This window comes from Micromonospora sp. NPDC049257, from assembly GCF_040678915.1.
In the GTDB taxonomy this organism is placed as follows: domain Bacteria; phylum Actinomycetota; class Actinomycetes; order Mycobacteriales; family Micromonosporaceae; genus Micromonospora; species Micromonospora antibiotica.
On record NZ_JBFAQU010000024.1, the window covers coordinates 37224 to 61218 of the forward strand.

The following is a 23995-nucleotide window of genomic DNA, read 5'->3' on the forward strand; positions in this document are numbered from 1 at the left end:
GCGAGCGGGCACCACCGGGCACATCGAACCCGGCCCGATGCCCGCAGACCCCTCAGAAGTACGGCATCGGCGGGACTGTCGGCATCCGGTCATCCCACCGTGGACAGATGTCGTGGTAGCCGGTATCCGGTCTGCTGCCAGCATGTGGACGAACCTGACCGAACTGCTCCTGGCGCTCGGGGTGTCCCCCGCCGCGATCCTCGCCCTGCTGGTCGTCGAGGCCCTCGCGGTCCGCAGCGGGGCGGTGCGACGCGTGTCCACACGGATACGCTTCGACACTTCTCGTCTGCTGAGGAAGGTGCTGATGCTGATGCGGCTACCACACGACCGGCCCGACGGCGACTGGCCGTACGGGACCTTCCTGCAACGGCTCGACGACCCGGTGCGGACCGCGTTGCTGGCGTCCGGAGTCCGGCGTCAGGTGCCGGCCGGGCAGATCCTCATCCACGAGGGTCACCGGGAGGCGCACCTGGTGCTACTGGAGGACGGCCTGACAAAGGTCACGGCGTCCCTGCCCGACGGGCGGACCGCCCTGCTGGCACTGCGGGTCGGCGGCGACCTGGTGGGCGAGATGTCGGCCCTTAACGACCGCCCCCGATCGGCGACCGTGACCACCTGCGGGCCCACCAGCTACAGCGTCATCCAGCCCGAGCAGTTCAAGACCTTCCTGCGGGGCCACCCCAACGCCGCCCTGGAACTGGCCGCCATGGTCTCCGACCGGCTGCGCTGGTCCAACCGCCGCCGGATCGACTTCTCCTCGTACTCGGTGAAGATCCGGGTGGCCCGGGTGGTGGCGGACCTGTGCCGCTCACACGGTCGACAGGACCGCGACGCGGTGGTCATCGACGTCCGGCTGACCCAACCGGAACTCGCCACCATCTGCGGGGCCGCCGAGACCTCGATCCAGAAGGCGCTACGGGAGCTGCGCGCCGACGGGCTGGTGGAGACCGACTACCGGCGGATCACCGTGCGCGACCTGGCCGCCCTGCGGGCCTGCGGGGAGATCACCGACGAGACGTGACGGCGACGGCCCCGACCCGGTGAACGGATCGGGGCCGTCGTCAGGCCGGTGCGCCTCAGGCGCCGCGCAGGGTCGCCCCGAACCGCCGGGCGGCGACGGCCACGGCGGCGTCCCGGGCGGCCACCGCCTCCTCCACGGTCAGCGTCCGGTCCGGCGCCCGGAAGGTGAGCTTGTACGCCAGCGACCGGCGACCCGCGCCGAGCGACTCCGAGGCGTACACGTCGAAGAGCCGGACGTGCTCCAGCAGCTCACCGGCCCCCTCGACCAGTGCGGCCCGGACGTCGGCGGCCGGCACCGACTCGTCCAGCACCAACGCCACGTCGATCAACGCGGGGGGGAACCCCGACACGGTCGGCGCGGACACCACCGGGGCGGCCGGCAGGGCGTCCAGGTCCAGTTCCATGGCGCTGGTGCGGCGGGGCAGCTCCAACGCCGCCACCACCGTCGGGTGCAGCTCACCGGCGTGGCCGACCACCACCCCGTCGACCAGCAGCGCGGCACAGCGACCCGGGTGCCAGGGGGCGTGCTCGGCGGCCCGTACCTCTATCCGGTCCGCCGGCAGGTCGGCGGCGGCGAGCACCGCCCGGCCGGCCTCCACGGCGTCGGCCCAGCCGGCGGCGCGGCCAGCGCCCCACCAGCCGGCCGGTTCCACGTCACCGGTGAGCACCACCGCGACGTGCCGGGGCTGGGCCGGCACCACCGCGTCGGCGGCGGCGAACTCGGCGTCGGTGGGGCGACGGTCCACCCCCATGACCGGCGGCGCACCCACCCCGGCCCGCGGGTGGAACACCGTGCCGATCTCATAGAGCGCGAGGTCACGGTGGCCCCGGCCCAGGTTGCGCTTGAGGATGCCCAGCAGCGGGCCGAGCAGCGTGGTGCGCAGCAGCGGCTCCTCCTCCGACAGCGGGTTGGCCAGCCGCACCGCCGGCCGACGCGGATCGTCGGCGGGCAGCCCCAGCTGGTCGGCCAGCTCCGGGGCGACGAACGGCAGGCCCAGCACCTCGACGTAGCCGCGTTCGGCCAGTGAGCGGGCCACCGCCCGGCGGCGACGCTGCTGCCAGGTCAGACCCCGGCCGGGCGGCGCGGTCGGCAGCACCGACGGCACCCGGTCGTAACCGTCGAGGCGGACCACCTCCTCGACCAGGTCCGCCGGGTCGGTGAGGTCGGGCCGCCAGGTCGGCGGGGTGACGGTGAGCACGTCGCCGGCATCGGCGGCCGTCCCGACCGTCCCCGGGTCCTCGGCCAGCCGGTCGCCGCCCCGGATCACCGTGCAACCCACCTGCTCCAGCAGGTCGACCACCCGCTGCGGGGAGTAGTCCACCCCGATCCGGCGCGACGGCAGGTCGGCCGGGAGGGTGACCGGGCGCATCGGCCGGACGTGGTCGAGGTCGAGGACCTCCGCGCCGGCCTCGCCACCGCCGTGCGTGGTGAGCAGCTCGACGGCGCGCTGGAGGGCCACCAGCGGCAGCGCCGGGTCGACCCCCCGCTCCCACCGCTTGGCCGCCTCGCTGAACAGCTTGTGCCGGCGGGCGGTACGGCCCACCATCACCGGGTCCCAGTGGGCGGCCTCCAGCAGCACGTCGGTGGTGCCGCCGACCACCTCACTGGTCTCGCCGCCCATCACCGCGGCCAGCGAGATCGGGACGCCGTCGCCCTCGCCCGCGAGGGAGTTGGGCAGCCCGGCATCGCAGATCACCATGTCCTCGGTGGTGAGCGCGCGGACCACACCGTCCAGGGTGGTCACCTTCTCGCCCGCCTCGGCCCGGCGCACCACCAGCGGACCGGTGATCCGGTCGGCGTCGAAGGCGTGCATCGGCTGACCCAACTCGAGCATCACGTAGTTGGTGATGTCGACCGGCAGCGAGATGCTGCGGATGCCGGCCACGGTCAGCCGCTGCCGCATCCAGCCGGGCGTGGCCGCCGTCGGGTCGACACCCCGGACCATCCGGGCGGTGAACCGGTCACAGCCCACCGTGTCGCGCAGCTGCACCGGGTACGCCGGCTCGGCCGTCCCGGCCGGCGCGGGCACCAGGCCCGGGTCACGGAAGGACAACCCCAGGGCGTACGCCAGCTCCCGGGCGATGCCGCGCACGCTCAACGCGTACCCCCGGTCGGGGGTGATCTCCAGCTCGACCACGACGTCGTCGAGGCCCACCACCGGGCGGGCGTCGTCGCCGGGTCGGGCGGCGGTGTCCGGCGGCAGCACGATGATGCCGGAGTGGTCGTCACCCAGGCCCAGCTCCTGCGCCGAGCAGATCATGCCGGCCGACATCCGGCCGTACGTCTTGCGCGCGCCGATGGTGAAGTCGCCGGGCAGGACCCCGCCGGGCAGGATCACCACGACCCGGTCGCCGGGGGCGAAGTTCCGCGCCCCGCAGACGATCTGCTGGAGTTCGCCGGTGCCGTTGGCGGCGCCGACGTCGACCAGGCAGTGCCGGATCGGCTTCTTGAACCCGGTCAGCTCCTCGATCTCGCGGACCTCACCGACGACCAGCGGACCGGTGACCGTGCGGCGCAGGTCCACCACTGACTCGACCTCGATGCCGAGGTCCACCAGGGCCTGTTCCAGATCCTCGGTGGGCAGGTCGACGGGGAGATCGACATACTCCCGCAGCCAACTGACAGAAACTCGCATGACTCAGACCACCGTCTCCGTGACTCGTACCCGCATCGCCCTACGCCCCGGCCCCGAACGCGCGGGTGAACCGCACGTCGCCCTCGGCCATGTCCCGCATGTCGCTGACCCCGTGCCGGAACATCACCGTCCGGTCGATGCCCATGCCGAACGCGAACCCGGAGTAGACCTCCGGGTCGATGCCGCAGGCCCGCAGCACCCTCGGGTTGACCATGCCGCAGCCGCCCCACTCGACCCAGCGCGGGCCGTCGCGGTGCTCGGGGAACCACACGTCGAACTCCCCCGACGGCTCGGTGAACGGGAAGTAGTGCGGACGCCACCGGGTCTTCGCCCCCGCGCCGAACATGGCCCGGGCGAAGTGGTCGAGGGTGCCGCGCAGGTGCGCCATCGTGATGCCCCGGTCCACCACCAGGCCCTCGACCTGGTGGAAGACGGGCGCGTGGGTGGCGTCCAACTCGTCGGTGCGGTAGACCCGGCCGGGCACCACCACGTAGATGGGGGGCTTGCGGGTGAGCATGGTGCGCGCCTGCACCGGCGAGGTGTGGGTGCGCAGCACCAGGCCGGAGGTGTCCGCGCCGGCCGGCGGTGCGATGTGGAAGGTGTCCATCAGCCCGCGTGCCGGATGGTCGGCGGGGATGTTCAACGCGTCGAAGTTGGTCCACTCCAACTCGACCTCGGGACCCTCGGCCACCTCGTAGCCCATCCCGACGAACAGGTCGCTGATCTGCTCCATCAGGGTCGACAGCGGGTGGCGTGCACCCCGGGGCCGCCGGTCGTACGGCAGGGTCACGTCGACCCGCTCCTCGACCAGCACCCGGGCGGCCTGCTCCCGGTCGAGCACCTCGGCGCGGGCCGCGTACGCGGACTCGATCGCCCGGCGGGCCTCGTTGACCCGCTTGCCGGCGTCGGACTTCGCGGCCGGCGGCAGCGCGCCGATCTCCCGGCGGGCCAGCGACACCGGGGACCGGTCACCGAGGTGCGCGGGGCGCAGCGCGGTCAACGCGTCGGGGTCGGTGGCGGCGGTGAACGCCTGCTCGGCGGTGGCCACCGCCTCGGCCAGGGCGGCCGGGTCGAGCAGGGCGACCTGCTTCGGGTCGTACGGATCGTTGCGGTAGCTCATGGCGTACGGGCACTCCCTCACGGCGGCGCCGACCCTCCCGGGCGGCTAGGCGAGTCTACGGACGCGCGGCTTCGCCGCAGCCCGCCGGTGGGAGTTGCGCGCGGGGAAGGGTCAGGCCCGCCGCCCGCCGACACCGGCGGGCTGGGTAAACGAACGCCGTGGCGCGTTCCGCACGTGACCGACTCCCCTGCTGGGTGTGCGCCGACCGGGGTCAGCGCAGTGCTCGGGCTGAAGCGTACAGGCAGACGGCGGCAGCCGCAGCCAGGTTCAGGCTCTCGGCCCGCCCGTGCAGCGGCACCCGGACCCGGGCGTCGGCGACGGCGGTCAACTCCTCGGGCAGACCGTGCGCCTCGGCCCCGAACAGCCAGGCGGTGGGGGCGGCGAGCCGGCCGTGGTCGACGAGGTCGTCGAGGTCGCTGTCGCCGTACCCGGTGGTGGCGAGAATCGTGAGCCCGGCGGCGCGGAGCCCGGCGACCGCCGCGCCGGGGGCGGCGGCGCGGACCACGTCGACGTGGAAGAGGCTGCCGGCGGAGGCCCGCACGCACTTGCCGTTGTAGGGGTCGACGGTGTCACCGGCGAAGACCACCGCGCCCGCGCCGGCCGCGTCGGCGGTGCGCAGCACGGTGCCGGCGTTGCCCGGGTCACGGATGCCGGCGAGCACCGCGACCAGGCGCGGTCCGCGCGCCAGGGCGGTCCGCAACGGCACGTCGAGGTGCCGGCAGACGGCGACCAGCCCCTGCGGGGCGACGGTCTCGGTCAACGCGGCCAGGGCCTCGTCGGTGATCTCGGAGACCGGCAGGTCGGCGCGGGCGGCGCGGGCCGCCAGGTCGGCGTGCCGGTCCAGGGCGGTCGGGGTGCCGAAGAGTTCCACCACCGTGTCGGTGCGGTCGAGGGCCTCGCGGACCGCCTGCGGGCCCTCGGCGAGGAACCGGCCGGCCGTGTCGCGGTCCCGACGCCGGTGCAGCCGGCGGGCGGCGACCACCCTGGGGGTACGCGGGGTGAACGGGCCGGTGACGGCGTCGAGGCGTCTCCCGTGCGCTGGTGACTGCATGGGAGACGCCTCGATCCGTTGTTGCGGGTGGTCAGGCAGCCTGGGCTGCGGCGCCACCGGTGCCCTCGGCCGTCACGGCGGCGCGGGCCAGCTCGACGATCGCGGCGAACGACGCGGCGTCGTGGACGGCCATGTCGGCGAGGATCTTGCGGTCGACCTCGATGCCGGCCAGGCGCAGGCCCTGGATGAGCCGGTTGTAGGTCATGCCGTTGGCCCGGGCGCCAGCGTTGATGCGCTGGATCCAGAGCTGCCGGAAGTCGCCCTTGCGGTCACGACGGTCCCGGTAGGCGTACTGCATCGAGTGCAGCACCTGCTCCTTGGCCTTGCGGTACAGCCGGGAGCGCTGACCGCGGTAACCACTCGCGGTCTCCAGCAGGGTACGACGCTTCTTCTGGGCGTTCACAGCCCGCTTGACGCGTGCCATCTCAACTCCTTGTTAGGTAAAGGTGGCGCGCGTCAGCGGCCGAGCAGCTTCTTGATGCGCTTGACGTCGGACTTGGCCAGCTCGACCGTGCCGGTCAGCCGCCGGGTCTGGGTGGACGGCTTCTTCTCCAGGTTGTGGCGAAGGCCGGCCTGCTGGGCGACGATCTTGCCCTTGCCGGTCACCTTGACCCGCTTGCCCATACCCGTGTGGCTCTTCATCTTCGGCATGTGGAACGTCTTCTCCCTGTTACTGGCCGCTGGTGTCAGCGGTCGGGCCGGTCTCGCCGGCTGCTGCGGTCTCGCCGGCCACCGGGGCCTCGCCGTCTGCCGGCGGCGCGGACTCGTCCGCGGTCCGGTCCCGGGGGCCGGTGCGGGACGCCGTGGCGGCGACCGCGGAGGCCTTCACGGCCCGGTGCGGCGCGAGGACCATGATCATGTTCCGACCGTCCTGCTTCGGAGCGGCCTCGACGTATCCCAGGTCCGTGATCTCGGACTCGAGCCGGCGCAGGAGCCGGTAACCCAGCTCCGGGCGGCTCTGCTCCCGACCACGGAACATGATCGTCACCTTGACCTTGTCGCCCGCCTTGAGGAACCGCACCACGTGACCCTTCTTGGTCTCGTAGTCGTGCGGGTCGATCTTCGGCCGGAGCTTCATCTCCTTGATGACGGTCTGCTGCTGGTTACGCCGCGCTTCGCGCGCCTTGAGTGCGCTCTCGTACTTGAACTTGCCGAAGTCCATGAGCTTGCACACCGGCGGGCGCGCCATCGGCGCAACCTCGACCAGGTCCAGGTCGACGTCCGCGGCCAGCTGCAGGGCGCGCTCCAGCGGGACGATGCCCACCTGCTCACCCTCAGGGCCGACCAGTCGGACCTCACGTGCCCGGATCTGCTCGTTCACGCGTGGTTCGACGCTGATGGGGCCTCCTCGAGTCGAGTCTGCTGTGTGGCCGACTCCGCGCGGCCCCCGGGTGGGGACGACTCGGAAAGCAGAAGGCCCCGGCACATGCCAGGGCCCGCTCGACCGGTCGGCACGATCACATGATCGCGCATCCGGCACCGGGACATGCCCGGAACCGGTGACCGGACCCGGCCACCGACTGGGGCGACTCGGGTGGGAGCAGGCGCTCCGCTTCGGGACCGCCTGACCGCCGGAGGCGGAGGCAGTCTGGTCGACTCCGAAACACTACACCCCCGCCCCAGCCATCCCCAAACCGGGCCCGCAGGTCAACACGGCCCGAGAAGCCCGGCGGCGGGCCCGGACCGGCCGGCACGGCCAGCCTGGTAGCCGACCGGCTGCCGGTCGGCTACCCCCGTCGCCGGTCGGTCGGCGCGGTCAGCGGATGGTGGAGGCGCCGCCCAGGCGGGCCAGGTGGGCCTGGTGCAACCGGCGCAACGCGCGCACCCCGTCGACCGCGATCTCCTTGTCGGCAGCCTGGAGCGCCACCATCGGCAGCAGGTCGTCGTCGTGCAGCTCCAGGCTGGCCCACGGCGCACCCCGGTCGAAGCGCACCCCCCGGACCACCTCCCAGGGCAACTCGTACGAGCCGAGGATGTTGCGCACCCGCACCCCCCGGGCGTCCGCCTCGACCCGGGGCCGGGTGAACAGCAGGATGCCCAGCGCGCCGAACACCCCGAGGCCGATCATGGCGAACTGGTCACCCCGCTGGAAGGTGCCGTAGCCCTCGCCGGTCGCCCCGGTCAACGAGGTGGCCACCAGGCTGAAGACCACCAGCAGGGCGATCGCCGAGGCCCAACAGACGACCCGGATACGGCGCGGCTTCAGGCGGATCAACTCGGTGTCGCTCACCGCTCCAGTCTGCCACCCGCCGCAGCCCACCCCCGCGCCGCCACCCGGTGGCGGGATCAGAGGCGGCAGGCGTGGATGTTGGTGACCAGGATGGCGCGGGCGCCCAACTCGTACAGCTCGTCCATGATCCGGTGCACGTCGTCGCGGAGCACCATCGCCTGCACGGCGACCCAGCCCTCCCGGTGCAGCGGGGAGACCGTCGGCGACTCGATGCCCGGGGTGAGGGCGCTGGCCCGGTCGAGCAGGCCGGCCGGCACGTCGTAGGCGAGCATCACGTACCGGCGGGCCACCAGCACCCCGTGCAGGCGACGCAGCAACTGCTCCGCCTGCGGGTGCGCCGGCGCACCGGCCCGGCGGACCAGCACCGCCGAGGAGCGCAGCAGCGGGTCCCCGAAGACCACCAGCCCGGCCTGGCGCAGCGTCGCGCCGGTCTCCACCACGTCGGCGACGACGTCGGCGACCCCGAGCCGGATGGCGTTCTCCACCGCGCCGTCGAGCCGGATCACGTCGGCCTTGACGCCCAGGTCGGCCAGGTAGCGCTCGACCAGCCCCGGGTACGCGGTGGCGATCCGGTGCCCGCCCAGCTCCTGCACGTCACCGACGTCCTGGGGGCGGGCGGCGAAGCGGAAGGTGGCCCGACCGAACGCCAGGTCGACCACCTCCTCGGCGGGGGCGCCGGAGTCGATCAGCAGGTCCCGGCCGGTGATCCCGACGTCGAGGTCACCCGAGCCGACGTAGGTGGCGATGTCCTTCGGGCGCAGGTAGAAGAACTCGATGTCGTTGGCCTCGTCCGGGCAGACCAGGTCCTTGGGGTCGGTGCGCTGGCGGTAGCCCGCCTCGCGCAGCATCTGGGCGGCCTTCTCGGCCAGGGCGCCCTTGTTGGGTACGGCGACACGCAGCATGACGGAGTGCTCCTTCGATCGGATCAGATCAACGACGCGGGCGCACTCACAGATGTCGGTAGACGTCCTTCAGCTCCAGACCGCTGGCCAGCATCAGCACCTGCACCTGGTAGAGCAGTTGCGAGATCTCCTCGGCGGTGCGTTCCGGCCCCTCGTGCTCGGCGGCCATCCACGACTCGGCCGCCTCCTCGACGACCTTCTTGCCGACGAAGTGCACCCCCTTGGACAGGGCGGCGACCGTGCCCGAGCCCGGCGTGCCGGCGGCGGCCTTGGCCTGGAGCTCGGCGAACAACTCCTCGAACGTCTTCACGGGACCGGATTCTTCCAGCCGCCCCCCGACGCCGTGCGCTCCGGGGTCCGGCCGAGTCGTCCGGCCACGCCGGGTTCCCGCAGGCTGGGACGCGCCCGCCAGCCCGGTGGCGTGCCGGCCCAGCCGGGACGACCGGACGGCACGCCGGCAACGGACCGGACACGTTTGGACATCGATCTCTCATCTACCTGATGGGACACCCTTCGAGGGATCGGCGCTCTTCTCTATCCTGGCGGCCATGGTCAGCAGTAGCTCACGTGCCCGCGCCGCCGCCACCGCCGCCGTTCTCCTCGTCGCGGTGGCCGGATGCGCACCCCAGGAAGTGACCCCCACCCCCGACGCCGTCCCCACCGCGGCCACCTGCGCCAAGGACAGCCTGAAGACCCGGACGCCGGGCAAGCTCACCGTCGCCACCGACGAACCCGCGTACGAACCATGGTTCAAGGGCAACAAACCGGACACCGGCGAGGGCTTCGAGGCCGCCGTCGCGTACGCGGTGGCGGAGAAGCTCGGCTACGCCCGGGGGGACGTCACCTGGACCCGGGTCAAGTTCGACACCGCCATCGCCCCCGGCCCGAAGACCTTCGACTTCGACATCAACCAGTTCTCCATCACCGAGGAGCGCAAGCAGGCGGTCGACTTCTCCGCCCCGTACTACCTGGTGCGGCAGACGGTCATCGCGCTCAAGTCCTCGAAGATCGCCGGGAAGAAGTCGGTGGCGGACCTCAAGAACGCCAAGCTCGGCGCCCAGGTGGGCACCACCAGCTACCAGGCGATCACCGCGCTGATCAAGCCGACGGTGAAGCCGCAGGTCTACAACAGCAACGACGACGCCAAGAAGGCCCTGCAGAACGGTCAGCTCGACGGTCTGGTGGTCGACCTGCCGACCGCGTTCTACATCACCGGGTCGGAGCTGCCCGAAGCCACCATCGTCGGCCAGCTGCCGCAGGTGGGTGCGCCGGAGGCGTTCGGGCTGCTGCTGGACAAGGACTCCCCGATCACCCTGTGCGTCAGCAAGACCGTCGGTGAACTCTCCGGGGACGGCACGCTCAAGCAACTGGAGCAGAAGTGGCTCGCCCAGGTGGCGGGGGCGACCGAACTCCAGTGAGCCGGGTGTCACCACACCACGACAGCCCGGCCGCGCCCCGGCGACACGTCCCGTCGACGGCGCAGCGGCGGCGGGCCGCGTACCGGCGTCGGCAGACGACCCGCAGCGTGCTGGTCGCCGCCGCCTCCACGGCGGTGCTCGGCACGCTGCTGGTCGTCGCGGTCACCGGCGCGCCCGGCTGGGACCGGGTCCGCCGGTCGTTCCTCGACCGGCAGATCGCCCTGGAAGCCCTGCCGGACGTGCTCGCCGGGCTGTGGCTCAACGTCCGGCTGCTGGCCTGCTGCGCCGTCGGGGCGCTGCTGCTCGGCCTGCTGATCGCGCTGCTGCGGACCCTGCGCGGGCCGGTCTTCTTCCCGGTCCGCGCGCTCGCGGCGGGCTACACGTACACCTTCCGGGGTCTGCCGCTGATCATCGTGCTGTACGTGCTCACCCTCGGCGTGCCCGGCCTGCGGTTGCAGGGGATGCCCCCGGTGCTGGTGCTCGGCGGGCTGGCGCTGGTGCTCACCTACGGCGGTTACCTGGCGGAGGTGTTCCGGGCCGGCATCGAGTCGGTCCACCCGAGCCAGCTCGCGGCGGCCCGCTCGCTGGGGCTGACCTACCGGCAGACCATGCGGCACGTGGTGCTGCCGCAGGCCGTCCGACGGGTCGCGCCGCCGCTGCTCAACGACGTGGTGGCGTTGCAGAAGGACGTCGGCCTGGTCTCCCTGGCCGGCCCGATCGACGCCGTCCGGGCGGCGCAGATCGCCACCGCGCAGACCTTCAACTACACCCCCTACATCCTGGCCGGGGTGCTGTTCGTGCTGCTCGCCATCCCGCTGATCGCGGTCACCGACTGGGTGACGCTGCGCTCGGCCCGACGCCAGTCCGGAGGCTGAGATGGCCGTGCTGACCTGCCGGGGGCTGCGCAAGGAGTTCGGCGGTCAGGTGGTCCTCGACGGGCTCGACCTGACCGTCGAGGAACACCAGGTGGTCGCCCTGATCGGCGCGTCCGGGTCGGGCAAGTCGACCCTGCTGCGCTGCGTCAACCTGCTGGAGGAGCTGGACGACGGGACCATCGAGCTGGACGGCGTGGAGATCTCCGACCCCCGGGTCGACCCCGACCGGGTCCGCCGGCGCATCGGCATGGTCTTCCAGTCGTACAACCTGTTTCCGCACCTGAGCGTGCTGGACAACGTCACCCTCGCGCCGCGCCGGGTGCACCGGCGGGAGCGGGCCGAGGCCGAGGCGCAGGCCCGGGAACTGCTCGACCGGGTGGGCCTGGGCGGGAAGGCCGACGCCTACCCGGACCGGCTCTCCGGCGGCCAGCAGCAGCGGGTGGCGATCGTCCGGGCGCTGGCCAACTCGCCCCGGCTGATGCTGCTCGACGAGGTCACCTCGGCGCTCGACCCGGAGCTGGTCGGGGAGGTGCTGGCGATGATCCGGGACCTGAAGTCCGCCGGGATGACCATGGTGCTGGCCACCCACGAGATGGGCTTCGCCCGGGAGGTCGCCGACCAGGTCTGTTTCCTCGACGCCGGTCGGGTGGTCGAGGCCGGGCCACCCGCCCAGGTGCTCGGTGAGCCGACCCACCCGAGGACCCGCCAGTTCCTCAAGCGGATCATCGACGCCGGCCGCCTGTAAGGAAGGGCCCCTCACCAGCGCCTTCCGTATAGGAAGGGGCCCTTCCCGACCAGCGCGACAGCGGGACCCGGGATCAGCCGAGGGTGCGGTCCAGGAACGCCCGTACTGCGGCGTGGAACTCGGCCGGTCGATGGATGTGCGGGGCGTGTCCCGCGTCAATGGTGCGCAACTCACCGGCGGGCAGCGGGTGGTCAGTGGGCGAAGCCGACGCGGTGGGGGTTGGTGGTGGCGGTACGAATCGCCAGGGCGGCGTCGAGGGCGGCGACGGTGGCCGACCAGCCCTTGTCCTCGGCCGAGCCGGGCAGCCCGGCCCGGTCCCGGGCCTGGTCGAGGGTCTCCACGGTCAGCACCCCGTGCGCCACCGGCTTGCCTTCGTCCAGGGCGACCCGGGTCAGCCCGTCGGTCACCGACCGGCAGACGTAGTCGAAGTGGGCGGTCGCACCGCGCACCACCACGCCCAGGGCCACCACCACGTCGCAGCGCCGGGCCAGGGCCTGCGCCACCACCGGCAGCTCCACCGAGCCGGCCACCCGGGCCGTCACGGCCCGCGCACCGCACGCCTGCGCGGCGGCCACCGCCCGGTCGAGCATGTGGTCGGTCAGCTCGCCGTGCCAACGCGCGGCCACCACCCCGACCGTCAACCCGGTGGCGTCCACCGGGGTCACTCCCGGTTCACCGAAACCCGCCATGGTCATGCTCCGATCTCGTCGCCGGGGACCGGCCGGCCCATCGGGGCCTCGGTCACCTCGTCCAGCTCGTCCAACAGATGGCCCATCCGGTCCCGCTTGGTCCGCAGGTAGCGGACGTTCTCCGGGTGCGGCCGGACCGGCAGCCCCTCCCGGCCGGTGACGGTCAGCCCGTACCCCTCCAGGCCGGCACGCTTGGCCGGGTTGTTGGTGAGCAGCCGCATCGACCGCACGCCCAGGTCGTAGAGGATCTGCGCGCCGGTGCCGTAGTCCCGGGCGTCGGCGGGCAACCCCAGGTCGAGGTTCGCGTCCACGGTGTCGCGGCCCTGGTCCTGGAGCTGGTACGCCTGGAGTTTGTGCAGCAGACCGATGCCCCGCCCCTCGTGGCCGCGCACATAGAGCACCACGCCCCGCCCCTCCCGGACGACCCGGGCCAGCGACGCCTGCAACTGCGGCCCGCAGTCGCAGCGCAGCGACCCGAAGACGTCCCCGGTGAGACACTCGGAGTGCACCCGGACCAGCACGTCGTCGCCCTCGCCCAACTCGCCGAAGACCAGCGCGACGTGTTCGGCCGGGTCGTGTTCGGCCCGGTAGCCCAGCGCCCGGAACACCCCGTACGGGGTGGGCATCCGGGCCTCGGCGACCTGCTCGACCTGCTTCTCGTGCCGCCGCCGGTAGGCGACCAGGTCGGCGATGGTGACCAGGGTGAGCGAGTGCTCGACGCAGAACTTTTCCAGATCCGGCAGCCGCATCATGGTGCCGTCGTCGTTGACCAGCTCGCAGAGCACCCCGGCGGGCCGCAGCCCGGCCAGCCGGGTCAGGTCGACCGCCGCCTCGGTGTGCCCGGGTCGGCGCAGCACCCCGCCGGCACGGGCGCGCAGCGGCACCACGTGGCCGGGGCGGGCCAAATCCGTCGGGTCGGTGCCGGGGTCGGCGAGCAGCCGGATGGTGTGCGCCCGGTCGGCTGCGGAGATGCCGGTGCTGACCCCCTCCCGGGCGTCCACGGTCACCGTGTACGCGGTGCCGCGCCGGTCCTGGTTGGTGTGGTGCATCGGCGGCAGGTCCAACCGGTCGCACTCCGCCTCGGTCAGCGGTACGCAGACGTAACCGGAGGTCCAGCGGACCATGAAGGCGAGCAGCTCCGGGGTGGCCAGCTCGGCGGCGAAGATCAGGTCGCCCTCGTTCTCCCGGTCCTCGTCGTCGACCACCACGACGGGCCGGCCGGCGGCGATGTCGGCCACCGCCTCCTCGATGCGGGCAAAGGTGACACCGTGCGTGCTCATGCCACGACCTCCGAGTAGGTGGGCGGGATCGGCGCGGACGCCGTACGGGCGGCCCGCGAGGTGCGCCACCAGGCGGCGAAGCCCCAGCCGCAGAGTGCGCCGTAGACCAGGTACATCGCCGCCGAGGGATAGAAACCGCCGCGCAGCAGCAGCGGTACGCCGACCGCGTCCACGGCGATCCAGACCAGCCAGAACTCCACCCAGCCCCGGGCCATCCCGTAGGTGGCCAGCAGGCTGCCGGTGAGGATCCAGGCGTCCGGCAGCGGCCCCCAGGAGCCGAGCGCGGCCAGCAGCGGATAGCCCAGCGCGGTGCCGACGACGGCGGCGAGCAGCAGGCCCAGCCGTTCCCGGCCGGTGGCCCAGCGGGGGGTGACCGCCGGGGCGTCCCCACCCTGGCGGCGGTTGCTCGACCAGCGCCACCAGCCGTAGACGCTGACCGCGAAGAAGAAGACCTGCCGGCCGGCCTGGCCGTAGAGGTCGTGCGCCTGCGGGGTGGCGAACACGCCGCCGAGGAAGACCGTGAACAGCAACCCGTTGCCGATCATGCCGACCGGCCAGGCCCAGACCAGCCGGCGCAACCCGAGCAGCGCCGAGACCAGCCCGAAGGCGTTGCCGACGATCTCCCGGACGAGCACCGGGGAACCGACGACCTGCACCTGGGCGTCGAGCAGCCAACCTATCGGGCCGGTCACCGCGCACCCCCGCCGACCGACGGGAGCACCGGGCCACCGGCGTTCCCGGCCACCGGCCCGTGGGGGCCTGCGGACGGCGGTGCGCCGTCGCCGGGCAGGCGGGTGCCGAGGAGACGTTCGACGTACTTGGCCAACACGTCCACCTCCAGGTTGACCGGGGCACCGACGCCCCGACCGCCGAGCGTGGTGAGCTTGAGGGTGGTGGGGATCAGCCCGACGGTGAACCAGTCGTCGCCCACCGCCGCCACGGTCAGCGACACCCCGTCGACGGTGATCGAGCCCTTCTCCACCACGTACCGGGCCAGGGCGGCGGGGAGCCGGAACCGCAGGGTCTCCCACTGCGCGGCCGGCTCCCGGGAGAGCACCTCGCCGACCCCGTCGACGTGGCCCTGCACCAGGTGTCCGCCGAGCCGACTGTTCAACGCGGCGGCCCGCTCCAGGTTGACCGGGTCACCGGGGTGCAGCCCGCCGAGCGCCGAACGCCGCAGGGTCTCCCCCATCACGTCGGCGGTGAACACCCCGCCGTCGACCTCGACCACGGTCAGGCAGACCCCGTTGACCGCGATGGAGTCGCCGTGCCGGGCGTCGGAGGTGACCAGCGGGCCGCGGATCGCGACCAGCGCCGAGTCACCCCCCGTGTCGGCGATCCGGACGACCTCGCCCAACTCCTCGACGATGCCGGTGAACATGTCAGGCCTCCCTCTTCCGGGGCAGCGCGGTGATCCGCAGGTCGGATCCGACCCGGGTAACGTCGGTGAGTTCCAGATCGATGGCGTCGGCGATGGTCGTCACACCGGCGTCGATCAATGCGGTGGGGCCACCCCCGAGCAGCTTCGGCGCGACGTAACCGACGACCCGGTCGACCAGGCCGGCGGCGAGGAACGCCCCGGCCAGCCGGGGGCCGCCCTCCAGCAGCGCGGCGCGTACCCCCCGGTGGTGCAGTTCGGCCAGCAGGGCCGGCAGGTCGACCCGGCCGTCCGGGCCGGCCCCGACCTCCGCGACGGTGGCGATCCAGGTGCGGGCGGCACCGTCGCGGACCCGGGCGTCGGCCGGGGTACGCCCCGCGCTGTCCACCACCACCCGCAGCGGCTGCCGGATGGCCAGGGTGCCGTCGCGCAGGTTACGGGCGGTCAGCCGGGGATCGTCGGTGAGCACGGTGCCGACCCCGGCGATCACCGCGTCCACGGTGCCGCGCAGCGCGTGCACGTCCATCCGGGCGGCCTCGGAGGTGATCCACATGCTGCTGCCGTCGACCGCCGCCGACCGGCCGTCGAGGGTGGCGGCGTACTTCCAGATGAGGTACGGCCAGCCGCGCCGCATCGAGGTCAGCCAGGCGACGTTGCCGGCCTCGGCCTCGTCGGCGCGTACCCCGAACTCGACCCGCACCCCGGCGGCGCGCAGGGTGGCGGCACCACCCGAGGCGACCGGGTTGGGGTCGGGCACGGCGACGACGACCCGGGCGATGCCGGCGCGGATCAGCGCGTGACTGCACGGGCCGGTACGACCGGTGTGGTCGCAGGGTTCCAGGGTGACCACGGCGGTGCCGCCCCGGGCCCGCTCACCGGCCTGGGCGAGCGCGACGATCTCGGCGTGCGGCCCGCCGGTGTAGGCATGGAAGCCCTCCCCGACGACCGTGCCGTCCGCGTCGAGCAGCACACAGCCGACGACCGGGTTGGGGCTGGTGGTGCCGAGGCCCCGGGCACCCAGCTCGATGGCACGACGCATCGCCTCGTCCACAGAGACGCCGCCCATGCCCTGCCCTCTCCCTCGCCGGTCCGCGCGCGGGCGGTACGGGAGGAACGGGCAGGCGGCGGCGGAACCGGGAACGGCAGGGCCGCCCCCGGGGGAGCCCACGCGCGGCCGGATGACGCCCGCGCAGGCCCGCCCCGCCCGCGCGCTGTCTCCCATCCGGACTGTCGGGGGTGCGGACGGACCGCTCCCCCACCGTCGGCCCCGGATTCTCACCAGGTCCACCGGGCGGCACAGCCGTCCGGGTCGCGGGCTTACCACTGTTACGTGGATCACCGCCGGTTCGGAATTTCACCGAGCCCCGCCAGCGCGTGGTGGGTACATGCGAAGTCTTACACGTCACCCCGGGAGGTCCGCCACCTCCAGCGTGCTACTTCACACCCCGTCGGCGCGGCGGCGGTCCACCGCGACGTATGACCCCGGTTGGCTCTTGGCGACCGTTTTCATCTCACTGGCCACGGCGATCGCGTCCAGGGGGTCGGTGAAGCGTTTGCGGGCGTCCGAGAGCGAAACGCCGATCGACAGCGTGACCAGGGCGGCCCGCCGGATGTTGCCCCGGCGGTCCTTCAGCTCGACGAAGCCGCGCTCCCGGTCCGTCGGGTCGTAGAGGGTGTCGGCGGACTTCTCGAAGTCGACCACGGCCCGGGAGGTCAGCGGGCGGATCTGCTCGGGGGCGCAGACGATCACGAAGTCGTCGCCGCCGACGTGACCGAGGAAGGCCGGCGGCAGCCCGATCGCCACCACCGCCCGGTGCAGGCTGCGGGCCAGCGCGGAGATGAACTCGTCGCCCCGGACGAAGCCGTACCGGTCGTTGACGCTCTTGAACCGGTCGATGTCGATGTAGCCGACGGCGTAGTCGACGCCGCTGCGGACCCGGTCGCTGATCTCCCGGCGGATGCGGCTGTTGCCGGGCAGGCCGGTCAGCGGGGAGACCTCGCGGAACTCCTTGTTGCGGCGCAGCGTGGAACTGACCCGGGCCACCAGCTCGGCGGTGTCGAACGGTTTCACCAGATAGTCGTCGGCACCGGCGCTGAGCCCGTGCACCTTGTCCACGGTCATGCCCTTGGCGGTCAACATGATCACCGGCAGCGCCGAGGTGATCGGGTTGGCCCGCAGTCTCCGGGTCAGTTCCAGGCCGTCGATGCGCGGCATCATCAGGTCCACCACGGCCAGGTCCGGCCGGTGCCGCTCGACCATGTCGAGGGCCTCCTGACCGTCACCGGCATGCAGCACCTCGAAGCCGTGCAGCCGCAGGTTGAACTCGACGAAGCGGGCGATGTCCTCGTCGTCGTCGACGACCAGGATCACGTCGGGACGGTCGCCTGCGGGTTCCACCTCAGGCCCCGGGGGCAGCGCGCTCCGCGAGCCCGCGCAGGCGGCGGACCGCCTCGGCCGGGTCGGCCGCCCCGTACACGGCGGTGCCGGCCACGAAGGCGTCCGCGCCGGCCGCCGCGGCCTGCTCGATGGTGTCGGCGGCGATCCCGCCGTCGACCTCGATGCGCAGCTCCAGGTGGCCGCTGTCGACGTGCCGCCGGGCCACCCGCACCTTGTCGAGCAGCTGCGGGATGAACCGTTGCCCGCCGAAACCGGCCTTGATCGTCATGATCAGCAGGGTGTCGAAGCTGGGCAGCAGGTCGAGGTACGGCTCGATCGGGGTGTCCCGGTCGATGGCCAGCCCGGCCCTGGCGCCGGCCGAGCGCAGGTCCTTGGCCAGGGCCACCGGGTCGTCGCACGCCTCGGCGTGGAAGGTGACGTTGTACGCGCCGGCGTCGGCGTACCCGGGGGCCCACCGCCGCGGGTCGGTGATCATGAGGTGCACGTCGAAGGGGAGCCGGGTCACCGCCCGCAGGCTCTGTACCACGGGCAGGCCGATGGTCAGGTTGGGCACGAAGTGGTTGTCCATCACGTCGACGTGCAGCCAGTCCGCGGCGTCCTCGACGGCGCGGACTTCATCGGCGAGGCGGGCGAAATCGGCGGCGAGGATGCTGGGCGCGATGATCGACGGCGGTACGGTCACAGGGCAAGTGTACGAACGCGGCCATCCGCCGCGGACAGCACGGCACCATGAGCGACGCCCTGTGATCCAGGCGTGACCCACGGTGCAGCATCGGCTCCCTTCGGCGGGAGTGCGGGACGAATGGCCGGTGGCGACTGGCCGAACGGCACCGAAATGACGACACTCCATCAGGGATGGTCACGTATGCTGCTCGCCCGTCGACGGGTGACGCCACATGGGGCACGGCGACGGACCGTCATGGCGCGGGAAGGGCGAACGATGCGACGGTGGTTCGTGGCGGTGGCGGTGGCCGGCGCGGTGACGGTGTCACTCAGCGGCTGCGTGTCGCAGCACAGCGCCGACGGCGACCTGCTCGACGACTGGCCGGTGCTCCCGGTGGCCCAGTCGTTCGTGCCCGCCACCGACGCCTGCCTGCCCCGGATCACCCCCGTCGTGCAGGCCGGCACCTACGAGACGGTGGACTGTGCGCGCAGCCACCTGGCCGAGGCCGTCCACGTCGGTACCTTCACCGGCGCGGTGACCCGGGGCGAGCGGCCCGAGCCGGGCTCCGCCGCGCTGCGTCCCGCCCGCACCGAGTGCGACCAGCGGGCCCGGGCCGTGCTCGGCGGTGACTGGCACTCGGCCCGGCTCACGATGAACATCGCGCTGCCGTCCAACTCGGCGTGGAACAGCGGGGCCCGCTGGTTCCGGTGCGACCTCAGCGAGACCGACAGCATCGACAACACCCGGCCGGTCAACCGGGTCGGCAGCCTGCGCGGGGCGATGGTCGGTGACAACCCGCTCAGCCACCGCTGCTTCGATCCCAAGCTGATCGGCAACAACCTCAACTACATGGCCCCGGTGCTGTGCTCCGAGCCGCACCGCGCCGAGTTCGTCGGCGTCTACCTGGAACGCAGCGACCTGAGCTGGGCCGATTTCAGTCGCGCCAACCAGCGGGTGCACCGGCGGTGCATGGCGCTGATCGCCGGTTTCGCCGAGGTCCCCAACAACAGCGAGTTGCCGTACCGGGCCGGGTCGATCTTCTATCCGCCGTCGCAGCGGGAGTGGGAGGAGGGCGACCGCGGCATCCGCTGCTTCCTCTGGAGCGACGACCGCAAACTGACCCGCTCGATGCGCGGCGCCGGCCCCAAAGGCCTCCCCATCACCTAACCCCACCCCCCCACCCCCCACCCCCCTCCCCCACCCGAGTTGATCAAGAGGTTTACGTCAGGATCGCGCTGGCGGGTGACGTAAACCTCTTGATCACCGAGGTCAGGCGGGGGTGGTGAGGGTGGGTGGGGGTGGGGTTTGGGGTGGGTTAGTTGCGGCGGAGGACGGCCAGGAACATGGCGTCGGTGCCGTGGCGGTGGGGCCAGAGTTGGACGGTGGGGCCGTCGCCCAGGCCGGGCATGCCGGACGGGAGCAGGGTACGGGCGTCCACGAAGTCCGCCGGCACCCCGGCGCGACGGGCGGCCTCGGTGACCGTCACGTGCGTCTCCACGGTGTGCGGGGAACAGGTCACATAGGCGACCAGACCACCCGGGCGGGTCGCCCGCAGCGCGGCGGCGAGCAGCTCCCGCTGCAACCGGGTCAACGGAGGCAGGTCCGACGGCTGCCGCCGCCAGCGCGACTCCGGCCGACGACGCAGCGAACCCAACCCGGTGCACGGGGCGTCGACCAGCACCCGGTCGAAGTGCCCCTCCGGCAGTTTCGGGTCCGCCCCGACGGTGCGCCCGTCGGTGTGCAGCACGTTCACCGGCAACCCCCGGGTGGCCTGTTCGACCAGCCGGGCCCGGTGCTCGGACACCTCGACCGCGGTCACCCGGGCGCCCCGCTGCGCGGCGAGCGCACCGAGCAGCCCGGCCTTGCCGCCGGGGCCGGCGCACAGATCCAGCCAGCGCCCGTCGGGGCCGTCCAGCGGGCCCGCCGCCAGCGCGTTCGCCACCAACTGGGAGCCCTCGTCCTGCACGTGGGCCCGACCGTCGGCCAGCGCCGGCAGGTCACCGGGGGCCCCACCGGCCAGGTAGACCGCGTACGGGGAGAACGCGCCCGGAGCGCCGCCGACCTCGTCGGCCAGCTCGACCGGGTCGGCCCGGCCGGGACGGGCACACAGGTGCACCGGCGGGCGCTCGTTGTCCTCGATCAGCAGCCGGGTGACCTCACCCAGGTCACCGTCGAGGGCGTCGGCGAAGGCCCGCACGATCCACTGCGGGTGGCTGTAGGTCACGGCCAGGTGGCCGATCGGGTCGGCCGTCGGGGACGGAGCGAGCTTGGTCACCCAGGCGTCGAGGTCCTGGCCGGCCACCTCGCGCAGCACCGCGTTGGCGAACCCGGTGGCCCCCTCCCCCACGGTGCGGACCAGGTCGACCGTGGACGACACGGCGGCGTGCGCCGGCACCCGGGTGTGCAGCAGCTGGTAGGCCCCGAGCCGCAGCGCGTCACGCACCGGCGGGTCGATCCGCTCGACGTCCCGGCCGGCCGCGGCGGTGAGGATGGTGTCCAGGGTGCCGAGCTGACGCAGCGTGCCGTAGGTCAGCTCGGTGGCGAAGGCGGCGTCCCGACCGGTCAGTCCCTGCTCGCGCAGGATCACCGGCAACACCAGGTTGGCGTACGCGTCGTCGCGGTGCACCGCCGCGACCGCCTGGTACGCCGCGTACCGGGGCAGGTCCACGGCCGGGCGGACCGGGCGGCCCGGCCGCCCGCCCCGCGTGTCGTCCCGGCCACCCCAGCCGCCGGTACGGGCGGTGCGGTCCCCCCGGAAGCCGCCACTCGGCCGATCAGGTCGCCGGTCGTCGCCGCGTTGCTCACGTCGCCCGCCGTCGACAGGGCGCTCGGGTCGTTGCGTCGGCCCGGTCACGCGAGTTCCTCCCCGGCACCGGCCCGCACGCCGCGCGCCCAGTCGGCCGCCGGCATCGCCCGCTTGCCGGCTGCGCGCACCTCACCGAGTTGAACGGGTACGGTCGCCGTGCCGGCCAGCACGCGGGACTTCTCCACCAGCAGTTCTCCAGGCTTCAGTTCGGGGCCGTTGCCGACCGGGGTGACCGGGCCGAGCTTGACCCGCTCGCCCCGGAAGGTCGTCCACGGGCCGGGGGCCGGGGTGCAGGCGCGGATCCGACGGTCCACCGCGAAGGCGGGGTCGGTCCAGCGCACCCGGGCGTCGTCCACGGTCAGTTTCGGGGCCAGCGACACCCCGTCGGCGGGCTGCGGTTCGGCCCGGGCGGTGCCCGCCTCGATCGCGTCCAGGACGGCCACCAGCAGCCCGGCGCCGGAGTGGGCGAGCCGCTCCAGCAGGTCGCCGGAGGTGTCGGTGGGGCGGATCTCGTCGGTGAGGGTGCCGTAGACCGGGCCGGTGTCCAGCCCCTGTTCCAGCTGGAAGACGCTGGCCCCGGTCAGCTCGTCGCCGTGCAGCACCGCGTGCTGCACGGGTGCCGCGCCCCGCCACGCGGGCAGCAGCGAGAAGTGCAGGTTGATCCAGCCGAACCGGGGGATCTCCAGCGCCGCCGGGGGCACCAGCGCGCCGTACGCGACGACCGGCACGCAGTCGGGTGCCAGCGCGCCGAGCCGGTCGAGGAACTCGGGCTCCCGGGGCCGGGCGGGGGTGAGCACCTCGACGCCGTGCTCGTCGGCCCAGGCGCCGACGGGTGAGCGGAGCACCCCCCGGCCCCGTCCGGCGGGGGCGTCGGGGCGGGTCACCACGGCCACCAGGTCGTGCCCGGAGGCGTGCACGGCGGCCAGGGCGGGGACGGCGACCGCCGGGGTGCCGGCGAAGATCAGACGCATCGGCGGGTCACCGGCCCAGACCGAAGGGGCCACCGGCGGCGTGCGGGCTGACCTTGACGGTGGGTGGGGCGGCGTCGTCGTACCAGTCGGCCTGGCGGATCGCCTTCATCGCCTCCTTGCGCCCGGCGGGGTCCAACCGGTCGAGGAAGAGCACCCCGTCGAGGTGGTCGGTCTCGTGCTGGACACAGCGCGCCATCAGCCCGGTGCCGACGATCTGCAACGGGTCGCCGTAGCCGTTGTAGCCCTTGGCGACGACGTTCTGCCGGCGCTTGGTGTCGAAGTAGAGCCCGGGGATGGACAGACAGCCCTCCGGGCCGTCCTGCTCCTCGGTGTCGGGGAACTCCAGCACCGGGTTGACCAGGTGGCCGAGCACGTCGTCCACCTCGAAGGTGAAGACCCGCAGGCCCACCCCGAGCTGGGGGGCGGCCAGCCCGGCGCCGCCACGGTCACGCATCGTGTCGGTGAGGTCGGCGATGAGCCTACGCAGCTCGACGTCGAAGTCGACGACCGGATCGGCCGGCGTGCGCAGCACCGGGTCCCCGAACAGACGGATGGGCTGGACGGTCACGCGGGGTGGCTCCTTCGTTGGACGGCGTGGTGCCGTACCAGTCTACGGAGTGCCGAGGTGGTGTCGGCCGGCGTACCGCGACGGGTCGGGATGGTGCCGCTGACGCCGGCGTCAGGCGTTGGCGCCCGGTTCGCCGGCCAGCACCGCGTGGTCGCCGAGCAGGGCGTGCGCGGGCAGCGGGAGCCGGGTGCCGTGGGCGGCCTCCCAGTCGTGCACGAGGCTCGGGCGCACGTGGGCGGCGAAGTAGTCGACGGCGCTGGTCTGCCCGACGACCGGCTCGTCCACCTCGGCGACCAGTTGCGCCGGCACCAGGGAGAACCCGTTGCGCAGGGCGGCGCTGAGCCGGCGGTGCCCGTCGACGACGAAGAAGTACTCGCCGGTGAAGCCGATCCGCAGCGGTTCGAGCGCCTCGTCGCCGGCCGCCGCCAGCCCGCCGACGAACTCGGACCCGTCGAGCCCGCGCAGGGTGGCGACGTCCTCGGTCGGGTAGACCCGGGCCGGGTCCAGCAGCAGCAGCGGCGGGGCGTCACGCAGCACGTCGGCACCGAGGCGGCCCTCGTACACGTCGACGATGTGGGTGATGACCTCCTCGGCGGAGGCGCGGGTCGTGTCGCAGACCAGGTCGTAGTTGCGCAGCCGGGCCTTGTCGACGCCGTAACGCAGGATGAACCGGTTGCGCTCGCTCTCGCTGCGTTCGCGCAGCTTGGCCTCCGCCTCGTCCAGCGAGGTGTAGCTCTCCGCCGGGCCGGAGGGGCGCAGCAGCACCCGGCGGGCCGCCTCGGCCGGCTCGGTGATCATGTGGACCTTGAGCGCGTGGGTGAAGAAGTGCCAGGCCAGCCGGGAGTCCATCACCAGCGACTCGCCGGAGGCGGCGATGTCGCGTTGGAGCTGGTCGACGTAGCCGTCGACGGCCTGGTCCAGCTCGGCGTGCAGGTTGAGCTGGAGGGCGGTCATCTGCCGCTCCTGCGCCATCTGCCGGTAGAGGTCACCGACGCTGACCCGGCGCAGGCCCAACCGCTGGGCGATCTCGACGGAGACGGTGCTCTTGCCGCTGCCGAGGTCACCGTTGAAGACGATCGACTGACGAACGGTCACGACTGACCCACCCCTGCTCACCGGCTGCTTGACTTCATCGATCCGGCGTCGGCCCGACGCGTTTGCGCCTTCGTCGCGCCATCGTGCGCCCGGGTATGACGGGCGATGCTATCACGCGGCCCATCGCCTCCCGCCGCACGCGGTGTGCG

25 protein-coding genes and 1 riboswitch are annotated in these 23995 nt (G+C 73.0%); of the genes, 5 read left to right on the forward strand and 20 right to left on the reverse strand.

What is annotated here, in order from left to right:
• The first annotated feature begins 142 nt into the window (after positions 1-142).
• Positions 143-1021: a Crp/Fnr family transcriptional regulator gene (locus tag AB0K25_RS25900; protein ID WP_244253374.1), complete on the forward strand. Its 879-nt coding sequence runs from the start codon at positions 143-145 to the stop codon at positions 1019-1021.
• Between the two features lie 55 nt (positions 1022-1076).
• On the opposite strand, the gene pheT is transcribed toward AB0K25_RS25900, so the two are convergent.
• The 9 genes from pheT to AB0K25_RS25945 all read right to left on the reverse strand — a co-directional run bounded on the left by pheT (position 1077) and on the right by AB0K25_RS25945 (position 9269).
• The gene (pheT, locus tag AB0K25_RS25905) at positions 1077-3656 is read right to left on the reverse strand and encodes a phenylalanine--tRNA ligase subunit beta (RefSeq protein WP_219469767.1); all 2580 of its coding nucleotides are present in this window, start codon (positions 3654-3656) and stop codon (positions 1077-1079) included.
• A 40-nt stretch (positions 3657-3696) separates the two neighbouring features.
• A complete protein-coding gene (gene pheS, locus AB0K25_RS25910; RefSeq protein ID WP_219469765.1) occupies positions 3697-4776 on the reverse strand; it encodes a phenylalanine--tRNA ligase subunit alpha in 1080 nt (359 codons plus the stop codon).
• Between the two features lie 211 nt (positions 4777-4987).
• Positions 4988-5827, reverse strand: coding sequence for an RNA methyltransferase (locus AB0K25_RS25915; protein ID WP_363823208.1), 840 nt, complete (start codon positions 5825-5827; stop codon positions 4988-4990).
• A gap of 31 nt (positions 5828-5858) precedes the next feature.
• On the reverse strand, positions 5859-6251 hold the full coding sequence (gene rplT / locus AB0K25_RS25920; RefSeq protein WP_219469761.1) for a 50S ribosomal protein L20: 393 nt from the start codon (positions 6249-6251) through the stop codon (positions 5859-5861).
• Positions 6252-6283: 32 nt separating this feature from the next.
• Positions 6284-6478 carry a 50S ribosomal protein L35 gene (gene rpmI, locus AB0K25_RS25925; RefSeq protein WP_088645193.1) on the reverse strand — a complete coding sequence of 65 codons (195 nt, stop codon included), beginning with the start codon at positions 6476-6478 and terminating at the stop codon, positions 6284-6286.
• A gap of 19 nt (positions 6479-6497) precedes the next feature.
• Positions 6498-7148, reverse strand: coding sequence for a translation initiation factor IF-3 (infC, locus tag AB0K25_RS25930; protein ID WP_219469758.1), 651 nt, complete (start codon positions 7146-7148; stop codon positions 6498-6500).
• 435 nt (positions 7149-7583) lie between these two features.
• The gene (locus AB0K25_RS25935; RefSeq protein ID WP_219469755.1) at positions 7584-8057 is read right to left on the reverse strand and encodes a PH domain-containing protein; all 474 of its coding nucleotides are present in this window, start codon (positions 8055-8057) and stop codon (positions 7584-7586) included.
• A 56-nt stretch (positions 8058-8113) separates the two neighbouring features.
• A complete protein-coding gene (gene hisG / locus AB0K25_RS25940; protein WP_208570180.1) occupies positions 8114-8959 on the reverse strand; it encodes an ATP phosphoribosyltransferase in 846 nt (281 codons plus the stop codon).
• Between the two features lie 46 nt (positions 8960-9005).
• Positions 9006-9269, reverse strand: coding sequence for a phosphoribosyl-ATP diphosphatase (locus AB0K25_RS25945; protein ID WP_132265090.1), 264 nt, complete (start codon positions 9267-9269; stop codon positions 9006-9008).
• A 238-nt stretch (positions 9270-9507) separates the two neighbouring features.
• Here AB0K25_RS25945 and AB0K25_RS25950 point away from each other — a divergent pair, with 238 nt between their 5' ends.
• Genes AB0K25_RS25950 through AB0K25_RS25960 form a run of 3 tightly spaced genes read left to right on the forward strand, consistent with a single transcriptional unit; the run spans position 9508 to position 11997 of the window.
• The gene (locus AB0K25_RS25950; RefSeq protein ID WP_208570179.1) at positions 9508-10377 is read left to right on the forward strand and encodes a transporter substrate-binding domain-containing protein; all 870 of its coding nucleotides are present in this window, start codon (positions 9508-9510) and stop codon (positions 10375-10377) included.
• Positions 10378-10382: 5 nt separating this feature from the next.
• The gene (locus AB0K25_RS25955) at positions 10383-11252 is read left to right on the forward strand and encodes an amino acid ABC transporter permease (protein ID WP_219469753.1); all 870 of its coding nucleotides are present in this window, start codon (positions 10383-10385) and stop codon (positions 11250-11252) included.
• Position 11253: 1 nt separating this feature from the next.
• On the forward strand, positions 11254-11997 hold the full coding sequence (locus AB0K25_RS25960; RefSeq protein WP_219469749.1) for an amino acid ABC transporter ATP-binding protein: 744 nt from the start codon (positions 11254-11256) through the stop codon (positions 11995-11997).
• Between the two features lie 191 nt (positions 11998-12188).
• On the opposite strand, the gene ribH is transcribed toward AB0K25_RS25960, so the two are convergent.
• The 7 genes from ribH to rpe all read right to left on the reverse strand — a co-directional run bounded on the left by ribH (position 12189) and on the right by rpe (position 18424).
• Positions 12189-12686, reverse strand: coding sequence for a 6,7-dimethyl-8-ribityllumazine synthase (ribH, locus tag AB0K25_RS25965; protein WP_219470879.1), 498 nt, complete (start codon positions 12684-12686; stop codon positions 12189-12191).
• Positions 12687-12688: 2 nt separating this feature from the next.
• Positions 12689-13966 (reverse strand): bifunctional 3,4-dihydroxy-2-butanone-4-phosphate synthase/GTP cyclohydrolase II, encoded by a 1278-nt coding sequence (locus tag AB0K25_RS25970; protein WP_363823216.1) that lies wholly within the window; start codon positions 13964-13966, stop codon positions 12689-12691.
• On the reverse strand, positions 13963-14658 hold the full coding sequence (pnuC, locus tag AB0K25_RS25975) for a nicotinamide riboside transporter PnuC (protein WP_208570175.1): 696 nt from the start codon (positions 14656-14658) through the stop codon (positions 13963-13965). Before pnuC ends, AB0K25_RS25970 begins: the two co-directional genes overlap by 4 nt.
• Positions 14655-15347, reverse strand: coding sequence for a riboflavin synthase (locus AB0K25_RS25980; protein WP_255597958.1), 693 nt, complete (start codon positions 15345-15347; stop codon positions 14655-14657). Before AB0K25_RS25980 ends, pnuC begins: the two co-directional genes overlap by 4 nt.
• Before the next feature lies 1 nt (position 15348).
• Positions 15349-16410, reverse strand: coding sequence for a bifunctional diaminohydroxyphosphoribosylaminopyrimidine deaminase/5-amino-6-(5-phosphoribosylamino)uracil reductase RibD (gene ribD, locus AB0K25_RS25985; RefSeq protein ID WP_219469743.1), 1062 nt, complete (start codon positions 16408-16410; stop codon positions 15349-15351).
• 140 nt (positions 16411-16550) lie between these two features.
• Positions 16551-16720: riboswitch (FMN riboswitch) on the reverse strand.
• Positions 16721-16782: 62 nt separating this feature from the next.
• Complete coding sequence (locus tag AB0K25_RS25990; protein WP_308291085.1) at positions 16783-17742, reverse strand: response regulator; 960 nt, start codon at positions 17740-17742, stop codon at positions 16783-16785.
• Position 17743: 1 nt separating this feature from the next.
• The gene (gene rpe, locus AB0K25_RS25995) at positions 17744-18424 is read right to left on the reverse strand and encodes a ribulose-phosphate 3-epimerase (protein WP_219469740.1); all 681 of its coding nucleotides are present in this window, start codon (positions 18422-18424) and stop codon (positions 17744-17746) included.
• A gap of 258 nt (positions 18425-18682) precedes the next feature.
• On the opposite strand from rpe, the gene AB0K25_RS26000 reads away from it, so the two are divergent.
• On the forward strand, positions 18683-19573 hold the full coding sequence (locus AB0K25_RS26000; protein ID WP_219469735.1) for a septum formation family protein: 891 nt from the start codon (positions 18683-18685) through the stop codon (positions 19571-19573).
• A gap of 148 nt (positions 19574-19721) precedes the next feature.
• Here the strand turns inward: AB0K25_RS26000 and AB0K25_RS26005 are convergent, their stop codons facing one another.
• The 4 genes from AB0K25_RS26005 to AB0K25_RS26020 all read right to left on the reverse strand — a co-directional run bounded on the left by AB0K25_RS26005 (position 19722) and on the right by AB0K25_RS26020 (position 23846).
• Positions 19722-21260 carry an RsmB/NOP family class I SAM-dependent RNA methyltransferase gene (locus AB0K25_RS26005; RefSeq protein ID WP_308291084.1) on the reverse strand — a complete coding sequence of 513 codons (1539 nt, stop codon included), beginning with the start codon at positions 21258-21260 and terminating at the stop codon, positions 19722-19724.
• Positions 21257-22183: a methionyl-tRNA formyltransferase gene (gene fmt, locus AB0K25_RS26010; protein WP_357535824.1), complete on the reverse strand. Its 927-nt coding sequence runs from the start codon at positions 22181-22183 to the stop codon at positions 21257-21259. Before fmt ends, AB0K25_RS26005 begins: the two co-directional genes overlap by 4 nt.
• A 7-nt stretch (positions 22184-22190) precedes the next feature.
• Positions 22191-22751, reverse strand: coding sequence for a peptide deformylase (def, locus tag AB0K25_RS26015; protein ID WP_208570169.1), 561 nt, complete (start codon positions 22749-22751; stop codon positions 22191-22193).
• Between the two features lie 111 nt (positions 22752-22862).
• Positions 22863-23846 carry an AAA family ATPase gene (locus tag AB0K25_RS26020; protein WP_208570168.1) on the reverse strand — a complete coding sequence of 328 codons (984 nt, stop codon included), beginning with the start codon at positions 23844-23846 and terminating at the stop codon, positions 22863-22865.
• Positions 23847-23995: the final 149 nt, after the last annotated feature.